This window comes from Frigidibacter sp. SD6-1 (assembly GCF_030143255.1).
GTDB lineage: Bacteria > Pseudomonadota > Alphaproteobacteria > Rhodobacterales > Rhodobacteraceae > TMP-24.
Genome location: NZ_JARJNR010000002.1, coordinates 239,949 through 252,739 on the forward strand (window position 1 = coordinate 239,949; position 12,791 = coordinate 252,739).

9 protein-coding genes are annotated in these 12,791 nt (G+C 68.2%); 2 read left to right on the forward strand and 7 right to left on the reverse strand.

Features of this window, described 5'->3' with window-relative positions:
- A complete protein-coding gene (gene ileS / locus P0645_RS05720; RefSeq protein ID WP_284163616.1) occupies positions 1-2,982 on the reverse strand; it encodes an isoleucine--tRNA ligase in 2,982 nt (993 codons plus the stop codon).
- A 310-nt stretch (positions 2,983-3,292) separates the two neighbouring features.
- Here ileS and P0645_RS05725 point away from each other — a divergent pair, with 310 nt between their 5' ends.
- Positions 3,293-3,700, forward strand: a complete 408-nt coding sequence (locus P0645_RS05725) for a group III truncated hemoglobin (protein ID WP_284163617.1) — start codon at positions 3,293-3,295, stop codon at positions 3,698-3,700.
- Between the two features lie 88 nt (positions 3,701-3,788).
- Here the strand turns inward: P0645_RS05725 and P0645_RS05730 are convergent, their stop codons facing one another.
- The 3 genes from P0645_RS05730 to P0645_RS05740 form a co-directional block, all read right to left on the reverse strand.
- The gene (locus tag P0645_RS05730; protein WP_284163618.1) at positions 3,789-6,569 is read right to left on the reverse strand and encodes a DUF2339 domain-containing protein; all 2,781 of its coding nucleotides are present in this window, start codon (positions 6,567-6,569) and stop codon (positions 3,789-3,791) included.
- A 160-nt stretch (positions 6,570-6,729) separates the two neighbouring features.
- Entirely contained in the window at positions 6,730-7,764 is a 1,035-nt protein-coding gene (locus P0645_RS05735; protein ID WP_284163619.1) for a TIGR01620 family protein, read from the reverse strand.
- Positions 7,761-9,149, reverse strand: a complete 1,389-nt coding sequence (locus tag P0645_RS05740; protein ID WP_284163620.1) for a YcjX family GTP-binding protein — start codon at positions 9,147-9,149, stop codon at positions 7,761-7,763. The genes P0645_RS05735 and P0645_RS05740 overlap by 4 nt, the downstream gene beginning before the upstream one ends.
- A gap of 122 nt (positions 9,150-9,271) precedes the next feature.
- Here P0645_RS05740 and P0645_RS05745 point away from each other — a divergent pair, with 122 nt between their 5' ends.
- Positions 9,272-9,703 carry a hypothetical protein gene (locus P0645_RS05745; protein ID WP_284163621.1) on the forward strand — a complete coding sequence of 144 codons (432 nt, stop codon included), beginning with the start codon at positions 9,272-9,274 and terminating at the stop codon, positions 9,701-9,703.
- A 197-nt stretch (positions 9,704-9,900) separates the two neighbouring features.
- On the opposite strand, the gene folE2 is transcribed toward P0645_RS05745, so the two are convergent.
- The 3 genes from folE2 to metZ all read right to left on the reverse strand — a co-directional run bounded on the left by folE2 (position 9,901) and on the right by metZ (position 12,788).
- Complete coding sequence (gene folE2, locus P0645_RS05750) at positions 9,901-10,998, reverse strand: GTP cyclohydrolase FolE2 (RefSeq protein WP_284163622.1); 1,098 nt, start codon at positions 10,996-10,998, stop codon at positions 9,901-9,903.
- A gap of 194 nt (positions 10,999-11,192) precedes the next feature.
- The gene (locus P0645_RS05755; RefSeq protein WP_284163623.1) at positions 11,193-11,498 is read right to left on the reverse strand and encodes a hypothetical protein; all 306 of its coding nucleotides are present in this window, start codon (positions 11,496-11,498) and stop codon (positions 11,193-11,195) included.
- A 114-nt stretch (positions 11,499-11,612) separates the two neighbouring features.
- A complete protein-coding gene (metZ, locus tag P0645_RS05760) occupies positions 11,613-12,788 on the reverse strand; it encodes an O-succinylhomoserine sulfhydrylase (protein WP_284163624.1) in 1,176 nt (391 codons plus the stop codon).
- Positions 12,789-12,791: the final 3 nt, after the last annotated feature.

The window sequence follows — 12,791 nt, forward strand, 5'->3', positions numbered from 1 at the left end:
CTAGCCAAGCGCATCGTTGCAACGCTGACACGTACCCTCATGGGCATGGCTGCCCACGTCCGGCAGGATGCGCCAGCAGCGCTGGCATTTCTCGCCGTCGGCCAGTTCGAAGACCACGCCCACCCCCGGCACTTCGGACAGGCGGAAGGCTTCTTCCGGCGCGGGGTCGGCGGTCAGCTGGATCGCCGAGGTGATGCACAATTCGGCGAAATCGACCGATTTCAGCGCTTTCAGCGTCGCCTGATCCTCGACATGCACCACGGGTGCCGCCTCCAGCGAGGCGCCGATGACCTTGGCCGTCCGCTGCACCTCCAGGGCCGCCGTCACCACCCGGCGCACCTTGCGGATCGCCTCCCATTTCTGCGCCAAGGGCTCGTCCAGCCAGTCGGCGGGCGTCTCGGGCATGTCGGTCAGATGGACCGATGAGCCCTCGCCCGGGAAACGGCAGAGCCAGACCTCCTCCATCGTGAAGACGAGGATCGGCGCCAGCCAGGTGGTCAGGCGATGGAACAGGATGTCCAGCACCGTCCGCGCCGCCCGGCGGCGCGCACTGTCCGGCGCGTCGCAGTACAGCGCATCCTTGCGGATGTCGAAATAGATGGCGCTGAGGTCCACCGTGCAGAAGGTGAAGAGCGTCTGGAACACGCCCTGGAAATCGTATTTCGCATAGCCGGTGCGGACCACGTGATCCAGTTCCGCCAACCGGTGCAACACCCAAGCTTCCAGCTCCGGCATCTCCTCCGGCGCGACCCGCTCTGCCTCGGTGAAGCCCGCGAGGTTGCCAAGGATGAAGCGCAGTGTATTGCGCAGACGGCGGTAGCTGTCGGCGGTGCCTTTCAGGATCTCCTTCCCGATCCTCAGGTCGACCGTATAGTCCGACTGCGCCACCCAGAGCCGCAGGATATCGGCGCCATATTCGTCGATCACCTGCTGGGGTGCGACGGTATTGCCCAGCGATTTCGACATCTTCATGCCCTTCTCGTCGAGCGTGAAGCCGTGGGTCAGCACACCCCGATAGGGCGCGCGCCCCTTGGTGCCGCAGGCCTGCAGCATCGAGGAATGGAACCATCCCCGGTGCTGGTCGGTGCCTTCGAGGTAGAGGTCGGCGAGGCCATCCACCGTGCCATCGGGCCGGTCGCGCAGCACGAACGCATGGGTCGAGCCACTGTCGAACCAGACGTCGAGGATATCGAAGACCTGTTCATAATCCGACGGATCGACCAGACCGGACAGGACCTTCTCCTTGAATCCTTGCACATACCAGACATCAGCCCCCTCGGCCTCGAACGCCGCCTTGATGCGGGCATTGACCTCGGCATTGCGCAGAAGGAAGTCGGGATCGGTGGGCTTTGCCCCCTTTTTCGTGAAACAGGTCAAGGGCACGCCCCAGGCGCGCTGGCGCGAGAGCACCCAGTCGGGCCGCGCCTCGATCATCGAATAGAGGCGGTTGCGGCCCGTCACCGGCGTCCATTCGACAAGCTGGTTGATCGAATTCAGCGCGCGCTTGCGGATCGTGTCGCCATAGGTCGACAGGCCATCGTCAAGGCTTTTGTCGATCGCCACGAACCATTGCGGCGTGTTGCGGTAGATGAGCGGCGCCTTCGACCGCCAGGAATGCGGGTAGGAATGCTTGATCTTGCCCTTGGCGAACAAGGCGCCCGCATAGGCGAGTTGCTTGATCACCGAGACGTTCGCCGGGCCTTCCTTGCCGTCGGCTCCGATGATCGCCTGCCCGCCAAAGAGCGGCAGGTCGGCGCGGTAGCTGCCGTCCGGTTCGACATTGTAGGTCATCGGCAGGCCGTGCTTCAGGCCCAGCTGATAGTCGTCGTCGCCGTGAGAAGGGGCGGTGTGGACAAATCCCGTGCCTGCGTCGTCGGTGACGTGATCGCCGGGGAGGAGGGGGACGTCGTAGTCCCATTCGCCGTGCGCGCCCTCGACACCCCGGAAGGGGTGCGACAGGGTCAGCGTCGCCAGTTCCTCGCCCGGAACGGCACGCAGCTTGCGGAAACTCTCGACCCGCGCGGCGGCAAAGATCGCCTCGGCCAGCTTGTCGGCCACGAGGATCGTTTCACCCACCTTCGCGCTCGCGTTTTCGCCGACCGCGGACACCTCATAAAGACCGTAGGCGATCGCGGGGTTGAAGGCGACTGCACGGTTTTGCGGGATGGTCCAGGGCGTCGTGGTCCAGATCACCACCGACGCGCCCTCAAGCGCGTCCCCGTCCCGGGCTTGACCCGGGACCTCTGTGGCGGAGGCCCCGGCTCGGGGGCCGGGGCGGGGTGCGCTGACGTTGAACCGCACCCAGATCGTGTGGCTCGTATGGTCGTGATATTCGACCTCGGCCTCGGCCAAAGCGGTCTTCTCGACCGGCGACCACATCACCGGTTTTGATCCCTGATAGAGCGAGCCGTTCATCAGGAAGGCCATGAATTCCTCGGCGATCACCGCCTCGGCATGGTAGTTCATCGTCAGGTAGGGGTCGGCCCAGTTGCCGGTGACGCCGAGGCGCTTGAACTCCTCGCGCTGCACGTCGATCCAGCCTTCGGCGAACTTGCGGCATTCCTGACGGAAGGCGACCGTATCGACATCGTCCTTGTTCAGGCCCTTGGCGCGGTACTGTTCCTCGATCTTCCATTCGATCGGCAGGCCGTGGCAGTCCCAGCCCGGCACGTAGCGGGCATCGCGGCCCATCATCTGCTGGCTGCGCACTACCATATCCTTCAGGACCTTGTTCAGCGCGTGCCCGATATGCAGGTGACCGTTCGCATAAGGAGGGCCGTCATGCAGGGTGAAGGGCGCCCGCTTCTTGCCATCCGGGCCGGTCTTTTCCCGCAGCCGGTCATAGACGCCGATCCGTTCCCAGCGCGCCAGCCAGTCGGGCTCACGCTGCGGCAGGCCCGCGCGCATCGGAAAGTCGGTTTCCGGCAGAAAGACGGTGTCGCGATAGTCGGGTGCAGTCTTTTCGGGCGTGTCGGCGCACATGTCGGGGCGTTCCTTCGGAAGTCGGTCAGGAAGGGGCGGGGGCGCCCCTTAAGCAAACGGGCAATCCCGGCGGCTGAGGGATCAGCGCGCCGGGCCGCTAATTCGACGTATCTGCGCGGCCTTCATCTGCATGGCCGCCTTATAGGCGGTCGCCTTCCGCTGGTCCAGTGCGGGCGTGCGGCGGCACCGGAATGCACTCGCCAGCCGGTTTCAGCGGCAGGGCGAACCCATCCTGATCCAGGCCGGGCGGCGAAGAGCCGCATTGCACTTTCCGCGCCGGCGGAAAGAATGCGGCGCGAAAGGAGCTCCCATGCCGCCACCACCCCCCCGCTTCCCGGTGACCCCCGAGGAGATCGACCGCGTCGTCGCCGATTTCTACACCGCGATCCGGGTCCATCCCGGCCTCGGCCCGGTCTTCGCGGCCCATGTCACCGACTGGCCCGCCCACGAGGAAAAGATCGCCCGCTTCTGGCGCAACGCGATCCTCTATGAGCGCTCCTACGACGGCAACCCGATGGAGGCGCACCGCGCCGCGGGCAATGTCCGGCCCGGCATGTTCCCGGTCTGGCTCGGGCTCTTCGACAGCGTGCTGGCGCGCAACCTCGCGCCCGAGACCGCCGCCCGATGGTCAGCGCTCGCGCACCGCATCGGCGCGGGCCTGCGTTATGGCGTGACCGAGGGCGCGGCCTTCGCGGATGGTGTACCGAAACTCAGGTAGAGTTCGTCCCGCCTACGGCGGGCCGACCCGCCGGGAGGGCTCTGCCCTCCCGGACCCTCCCGGAGTATTTTCCGACAGAAAGTGAAGATCAGCCGGAGCTTGTCTCGGTTGAAGCGTCGCCCTGCCGCTCCGCCGCCCAGCGGTTCAGCCAGGCGAGGCCCGCGAGCGCGAGGCCGAGGGCGAGGAAGGAGAAGACGCGGGTAAGCCCGGACAGGCCCGAGGCGTCGATCAGGAAGACCTTGGCGATGGTAAGCGCGATCACCGCCATGGCGATCCGCCTGAGGCTGCCCGAGCGGCGGGCGATCGCCTGATAAAGGAGCGCGGCACCGAGCGCCATCAGCGCGACGGTGTAGCTGTAAAGCTCGGCCTGGGTGACGCCATGGACCGACAGGTCCGTGCCGCGCCAGAGCCGCCGGATCTCGAGCCCTGCGTAGAGCGCCGCAAGCGCGATACCAAGGCCCTGCATCGGCAGAGACAGCCAGCGCGGCAGATGACCGAGGCGCCGCGCGGCGATGGTCAGCATGAGACCGGGGATCAGGTAGGCGACCATCAGGCTGTCGAAGATGACCGGGCCGCGCACCCAGCCGTCGCTGCCAAGAAGCCCGGCAAGCGGGTTCGCAGGCAGCGCCGACAGGCCAAGCCCGCCGAGCGCCAGGAGGCCCGCGACCGACGCGATCGCCCAGCGCAGCCAGCGCAGCGCGCCGCCGAGCTGCAGCCGGTAGAGCTGCACCAGCGCCAGCACCAGCCATGGCATCGCATAGAGGGAAAGCGCCCAGTGGCTGAAAACCGCGCCCCGCCCGTCGAACTGCCGCAGCACCATGACGTTGAAGAACAAAGCCAGCGCCGCCGCCCCGCCGGATTCGAGGAAGACCCGCGCATTGCGCCGCTCGCCCGGCAGGATCAGCCGCAATGTACCCAGCATCGCCGCCGATGCGCCGCCATAGGCGAGGATCGCGTCGATCAGGCCTGCGGCGTCCACCGCCCAGTCGAGCCCCGGATCGATCACCAGCCGGTAGGACAGCGCCATCACCGCCGCCTGGATGAACCAGCCCATCTCCGGCAGGCGGAAGCGACGGTCGAGCAGTGCCGCGACCGGGATGAGCGCGGCCAGCGCCAGGGTCAGCGCCGCCTTGGTCAGGACGAGGCCGAAGGCCAGCGCGATGAGCGCGAGCGTCGAGAGGGTCGCGTAGGCGGCCCGGCGCCGGTCCTCGCCGTCTGCCGCCGCGAAGCGACTGGCGAGGAAGGCCATGAGCGCGGCAAGCGCTATGACATGCAGGGCCCAAGGGTATGGCCCGAGGATCGAAGACGGCGCCCAGAAGAACTCCAGCACCGCCGCCGCAATCGGCGCGACCAGCGCCGCCGCCGCGCCCCAGGGCGCGCGCCAGTGATCGCCCGCTTCGCCCCGACCGCTGCGCCAGGCGGCGATCAGGCTCATCACCACGCCAAGCCCGAGCAGCAGCGCCGCGGTCTGCGGCGCCGCGACCTCGGGCAGGCGCAGATCGGCGGCCTTGTCCGCATAGGACCGCGCCATCGGCCCGTTGGCAGCGCCCTCGAGTGCCAGACGGGCAAGGAAGCCAACCGCCGGTATCAGGGCGAGGTCGGACAGGGCACGGGCGCGGGCGGACCAGAGAGTCAGGAGGCACGCAAGACCCGTGAGGCAGAGCAGGGCCAGTGGGCTGCCTGCCTCGCCACCTCCCCATACCATAACCAATCCGGTGACCGAAAGCGCCACCGCTCCCGCTGCCAGACGGGTCGGGAAGATAGGCCAGCCACCGGCGCCGCGCCGCAGAACCGCCTCCAACACCGTCGGACCGTCGTGATCCGGCGCAGACCGGAGGCAGGGCACAAGGACCGCAAGTATAGCGAGTGCCGTAAGCGCCAGTGCCGCGTAGCCCTCCTCTCCGCCGCCGTCGAAGACAAGCAAGAGCCCGCCATAACCGACCGCCAGCGCCAGAACCGAGACCCAGGCCCAGCGCCGGGCGGCATCGATGCCGAGGCCGAGAGCGGCAATCAGGCAGAAATAGGCATAAAGCGGATCGATCGTTTCGCTCGACCCGCCGACAGCGAAGGGCGCGATGCCCGCGCCGATCAGGCCGACGGCGGCAAGGAAGGGCCCGTAATACCAGCCGATGACGAGCGCCAGCACCGAAACCGCCGCCAGCCCGCCGAAAGCGGTACCGGTGCCGATCAGGTCGTAAAGCTGGCGCGCCGCCAGCACGCCCGCGAACATCGAGACAATCCCCGCGCCCGCGAAGGTCGAGGGCAGATAGGCAGTGGCGGATTTCACCCCGTCGCCCGACCGGCGGCGGATGAATTCACCCGCCGCAATCAGCGCCAGCCCGAAGAGAAGCGCCATGGCGACCCGGGCGGGCGGCGGCAGAAGGCCGTTCTCCACACCATATTGCACGAAGAAGACACCGGCGAAGGCCAGCGACAGGGCAGAGATCGCATAGACCCAGTTGGCCTTCAGCCAGTCGCCGAGCGCCGAAGCGCGTTCACGCGAGACGACGACCGGCCGGTCGGCGTTTGGCACGGATGTCACGTCAGGGGGCGCGGCGGCTGCAGCGGCCGCAGGTGCGCCCGACCAGGGATCGGCGGGCTCCGTGCCCGGGTCGGCCGCGTCCGGCTGATCGGCAACCGGTGTGGCATGCGGTGCGGCAGGCGGTCCGGCCACAGCAGGGTCATCCGCCCGGTCCGACCCGACCCGAGGCATCACCGCCGCCGGTATGGACCGACCGGCAAGGTCGACATGGCGCCGCTCAAGATCGGTCAGGCGCCGAGAGAGCGCGGCGACCTTGAAGACCAGGACGACCACCGTCACCGGGATCGCAAGCACGGCAAGCGCCGCCAGTACCGCCAGAAATTGCATTCGCACCATCCCCGCATCCGGCCGCGTCCTCGGGCCCGGTTTTCGGCGGAGATTAGGCGGGCGGCGCCCCGCTCACAAGTCAGCTATTCCCGCCCCGGTCCGGGTATCGGCCTTGCGGCCCGGCGGCCGAAATCTTTCAAAGATTTCGGACCGGAGCCTTTCAAAGGCTCCGACCGGATTTCGTGTCGAAATCCGGGGCCGCCGCCTCGCCGCGGCGCCCGAATAGTCCGGCGAGACCGCGCGTCAGAAGGTTCGTCACCTTCGGGCGCGGCAGGGCGGCGAAGGGAAGTGGCCGGCAGACCTCCATCGCGGCGACACCCACCCGCGCGGTCAGGGCGCCGTTGATCACCCCTTCGCCGAAGCGGCGCGAGAGTTTCGACAAAAGCCCGCCGCCCGCCACCGAATGGATCAGGTCATCACCCACCGCGACCGCGCCGGTCGCCACCAGATGCACCGCCACCCGCCGCATCAGCCGCCAGCTGCCGAAAGCGCCCGAGCGGCCGCCATAGATCGCCGCGATCCGCCGCACCATCCGCGTATTGGCGATCAGCGCCACCGCCACATCGGCCAGCGCCAAGGGCACGATGGCCGTCGCCGCCGCCACCTGCCGCGCCGCCGCCTCGATCTCGCGCCGCGCCAGCTGGTCTAGGGGCCCGAGGTAATCTTCCTCGACCAGCGCCAGCACCGCCCCGGCCTCGGCCAGGTCATGGCTCCGCTCGCCATGGCGCGCCGCGACCCAGGCAAGCTCCGCCCGTCCCCGGTAGAGCGCGACGACCTCTGCCTGCACGGCCCGTGCGGCGCCAAGATCGCCCGGCCCGACCGCCGCCCGGGCACGCTCCCTCAGCCCGTCGAGCCGCCTCAGCCGCATCAGCGCCAGAAGCTCGCGCGCCACGAAGAGCAGGCTGAGCAGCGCGAGAAGTCCGGCCAGCACCACCGCCACCGATCCCAGAAGCGGATAGCTGACAAACAAGCTCTCCACATAGGACCAGAGCGCCAGTGTCAGAAGGAACAGCAGAAGCGACCCGGCCGTCCCGACCAACCAGGCACCGAGCCGCCATCCTCGCCGCGCCGGGGCGGGGATGGCAACGTCAGCAGGTTCTGCCAAAGGCGCCAGATCGGCGACGACCGGCATCTCGGCCGGATCAAGCTCCACGAGCAGCGGCCCCCGCCTCCCGGTTCCGGTCTCGCCCTTCACAGCCTGTCTCCGATCAGGAAATCCACCGCCCGGTCGAGCCTGATGTGCGGCAGGCCCCGCCCCGCCCCGCCGCCCGGCGCGGGCAGGAAGCGCATCGCCTGATAATCGCCGTCAAGCCAGCCCGCCGCCGCCTCGCGCGCGGGCGTCAGTATCTCGGCCGGATTGTCCGGCAGGTCGCCCGCATGAAAGGCCGCAACCCGCCCGTCCTCCAGCCGCCCCTTCACGCAGGCCACCTCGCGCCCGCCCGACCGCACCATATCCTCCGCCGTTACCCTCAGCGCCGCTATCGCCATCGCCGCGGTACCCGCCCCCGCGAAATCCGCCCGCTCCTTCGCCGCCCGCATCAGGCCCGCCAAGATCGCCGCCAGCCGCGCATGCTGGCTTGAGTGCAGATGATCGGCCTTGGTCGCGGCAAACAATATCCGCTCCACCCGCCGCTGCCCCAGGAGGGCAGCAAGCCATCCCCGCCGCCCCGGCCGGAAGGCCGCCAGCACTGCGGCCATCGTGGTGCGCAGGTCTTCGACCGCGCGCGGACCCGCATCCAGCGCCGCCAGAAGATCGGCCAGCACCACCTGCCGGTCGATCCTCGCGAAATGGTCGCGGAAGAAGGGCGTCACCACCTTGGTCTTGTAGGCCTCGAACCGCCGCGCGAACTCACGCCCGACCGAGCCCCGCCCCGGCGCCAGATCAAGCCGCAACGGCGCGAAGGTCAGCGCAGGCGACCCCGCCAGATCGCCGGGCAACAGGAACCGCCCGGGCGTGCAATCGGCATAGCCTGCCGCCCGCGCCGCCTTCAGATATTCCGTGAAGAGCCCCGCCAGCCGCGTGGCCTCCCCCTCGTCGAGCCGGGCCCCCGCATCCGCCGCCACCAGCGCCTCCAGACAGACGCGCGCCTCCGCCATCTCCTCGGCCCGCGCCGCAAGCTTTGCCAGCGCCCCGCGCGACCAGTCCTCATAGTTCTGGTCCATCAGCATCAGGTCCAGAAGCCACTCGCCCGGATAATCGACGATGTCGAGATGCAGGATCCGCTCGCCCATGACTGCCCCCGCCAGCCCCCGCCCCTGCAGCCGGAACGAGAGCCTGAGTTCGCTCACCGCCCGCGTGCTTTCGGGCCAGTGCGGGGCCGTCCCGGTCAAGGCCGCCAGATGCGCCTCGTAATCGAAGCGCGGCACGGTATCGTCAGGCTGCGGCTGCAGATAGACCGCCCGTATGCGCCCCGCCGCCTCGGCCCGAAGGCCCCCCATCCGCGCCCGGTCCAGCAGGTTCGCGACAAGCGCGGTGATGAACACCGTCTTGCCCGCGCGCGACAGGCCGGTGACGCCAAGGCGCAAGACCTCCTCCGCCCCCACAAGGCCCCGCACCGCCTGCCCGATCCCGCCGATCATGCCATCCTTCCGTTTCCTCCAAGATAGGCGCGCGGGGGCCACGGCGAAAGCCCCCGGCTTCCCCCGATCACCCCCTTGCCAAAACCCCCCGCCCGCTCCACCGTGAGGCGAACGGGGCTGACATGACACCACGCACCATCGCCGAGTATGAGGCGCTGACCGGCGCCGACGCGCTGACCGAGGCGGAACAGCGCCTGATCGCCGCCTGCCGGGCGGGTGCGCCATGCGTGCTGGGGGAAGAACGCCCGACCGAAGCCAGGACGCCCCTGCCCGAGGCTTTCGCGGGCTGCGATCCGAACCCGGCCGCGACATGGGCGAACGACCCCGCCCTCGGGATGGACTGGGACTCGTTCAACTCCGTCGGCTATGGGCTCGACCTCGTGGTGCCGATCCTCAACCTTGGCCAGACCGAGGCCTGGGCGCCGTCGAAGGATCGGGGCTGGTGGGGCTGGGGGCTCTGGTGGGGCCGGTGGGTGTTTCAGGCCGCTGGCTGGATCGTCACCGCCCTCGGCGCCGCCGCGATCACCGGCATCATCCAGCGCGGGCGGGAGTGAGCGCGCCGGAGCGCCGTCACCGGACCCGCCCGCCCCGGCCCCGAGCCGGGGCCTCCGCGTCAAACCGCAATGCGCATCCAGAGAGAGGCCCCGGCTCGGGGCCGGGGCGGGGTCGGCCTGCATTACCCGACGCTCTTCCTTACCATACGTCCAGACATACCTCCTGCCATACGCAGGCTGCACCCGTTCCGCCGCCCTCAGGCGCTGCGGTGGAGGCTAGCGAAGAGGCGGGGCTCCAAGCTTTCGGAGGCGAAGGTCGGCCCCTCGGTCAGCACCGACACGGCATCGTGGCTGTGCAGGCTTTCCTGATGGACGGCGACGATGCGGAAGTCTCCGACACGCGGTTCGGCCAGCAGCCGTTCGGCGAACGACCGGGCCGCATCCTCGACGAAGATCGGGTGCGCGGCATTCAGTTCGGCGAAGGCCTGTTCATCCTCGCGCTTGACCATCACCTGCGTCTCGGTCGGCACGGCGGCGCGGGCGATCTCGATCAGATCCTCGTACCAGAGCCGCTTTCCCCCTGATTCCACAGCGGAAATCCGCGCGATCGAGCGTTGCGAATGCGGCGTCGCCAGTTGCCCGCGCGCCTGGCGGGCATGTTCGGAAAGCTCCAGCGAACAGGGGCAGGTCGAGGAATAGACGTAATCCAGATGGATGATCCGTTTCCGCACCCCCGCCGTCTCGGCCAGTTCCAGCGCGATGTCGTAATATTGCCAGCCCATCAGACCCGAGCGCAGGCTTTCGACCCGGGCGGGGAAGGAAAAACGCATCTGCAGGCGGGCATCCAGACTGTCATGGTCGGCCTTGTAATCGTCCAGCGCCTTGGCCATCACGTCGAAAGAGAACGTCCGTTCCGCATGCGCATAGAAGGACCGCATGATGCGGCTCATGTTGATGCCCTTGCGCTCCTCCGTCAGGGAAACCGTTCCGGTGACCGAGGTTTCCAAGGTCAGGTCCGCGCCGTCGCGGGTATGGTAGCGGATCGGCAGCCGGAAGTTCGAGATGCCCACATGCTGGATCGGCGCCTTGGCGCCCACGATCAGGCTCGACGGTCCGTTCTGCAGGTCGGGCATCGAGCCGCGATAGGCGGCGTCTGGGCGGAACTCCTCGGGGTAAGTCCGCGACAGATCGGGATAATTCCCGACCTCGCGCCCGGGCAGAAGCCGCGCGATGGCGGGGTCGAGCCTTGCCACCTCGGTCGGGTCGGCCTTTGCCGCCCAGGCCCGCAGGACCTCAAGCGCCTCTTCCGCCTCGGCGCGGTTCGGTTCGCGGTCGATCTCGCCTATGAAGTTCATCAGACCCCCCAAGGGCGTGGAGCCCGCTTTCTACACGATCGCGGCTGCGGATGACATAGTCTATCGCGAACTGCGCCGCTGCGAAAGCGACCTTGCCGTGCCCCGGGACCTTCAAGGATCACTCGCGCCGCGTGGCCGCGGCGCGAGCGCGTATCGGCGACTGACGGAAACCGGTCCTTGAACTACGCGCGACCCTATTCGCTCGCCATTTCCAGGGCGGGCACGGCCGGGCGCGAGACGGGATGCGGCAGGGGCAGGACCACCGACGCGGACGGCAGGGCGTAGGGCTTCGAAACCGGGTGTGCGAGCGGAAGGGTCACAGCGCGGACGCGCGGCACCGAAACTGGATGCGCGAGTGGCGTGCCAAGTTTCCCGGACGCGGGCGCGGGGACCGAAATCGGATGTGGCAAGGGCAGGACCCGCACGCTCTGATCGGCCGAGGCAGAGACCGGCAGGAGAGCAGCAACGGCAACATAGGCGAGCGTCGAAAACTTGTGCATCAGGGAACCACTTCTGAGAGTTGAGCGCAGAAGCGGGAGAACCATGCTGCCAAGGCGCTCGTACGGCCAAAACCGTACAATGCGTTGTTGGATTTGCGGCGTCTCTGCGGCCGATCAGGCGCGCTGCAGGGCCTGCACTATGTCGCTGACGATATCGTCCCCGTCCTCGATCCCCAGCGACAGGCGCACCAGCCCCGGCGTGATGCCGAGAAGCGCCTTCTGCTCGGCCGGCAGCCTCTGGTGCGTAGTCGTCGCCGGATGGGTGATGATCGATTTCGCATCGCCGAGATTGTTGGAAATCTTCACGATCTGCAGCGCGTTGAGGAAGCGGAAGGCCGCCGCCTGCCCGCCGCGCAGTTCCAGCGTCACGACCGTGCCGCCCGCCCCCATCTGCTCCATCGCGATGGCATGGTGGGGATGGTCCTTCAGGCCGGGGTAGATCACCTGCATGAGTTTCGCATGGCCCGTCAGCCGCTCCGCCACCTTCAGCGCCGTCGCCGCCTGGGCCCGCACCCGCAGGTCAAGCGTCTCCATCCCCTTCAGCATCACCCAGGCGTTGAAGGGCGAGAGGGCCGCGCCGGTGTGCTTGAGGTAGGGCTCCAGCACTTTGCGGATATAGTCACGGCTGCCGCAGACGACGCCGCCGAGTGCCCGCCCGCCACCGTCGATATGTTTGGTCGCGGAATAGACCACGACATCTGCGCCAAGCGATACCGCCTTCGAGAAGGTGGGCGTCGCGAAGACATTGTCGACGATCACGGTCGCACCCACCGCATGGGCGATCTCGGCCACCGATTTCAGGTCGATCACTTCCAGCGTCGGGTTCGACACGCTTTCGAGGAAGACTGCCTTCGTTCCCGGCCGCACCGCCGCGCGCCATGCGTCGAGGTTCGTGCCGTCGACCAAAGTCACCTCGACGCCAAAGCGGCCAAGAACTTCCAGAACATACAGGCAGGATCCGAACAGCGCCCGCGCCGCAACCACATGATCGCCCGCCTTCAGCAGCGCTGTCAGCGCGCCGTTCACCGCCGCCATGCCCGAGGCGGTCGCGAAGGCATCCTCCGTCCCCTCGATCGCGGCCATGCGTTCCTCGAACATCCTGACCGTCGGGTTGCCGTAGCGGGCATAGATGAATTCGTCCGGCCCCGCCTCGATGAAGCGCGCCTCCGCCTCTTCTGCGCTGTCGTAGACGAAGCCCTGGGTGAGGAAAATCGCCTCGGACATCTCGCCATACTGGCTGCGGCGCGCGCCCGCATGAATGAGTTTCGTCCGCGTCTTCCAGTCTGTCATGGC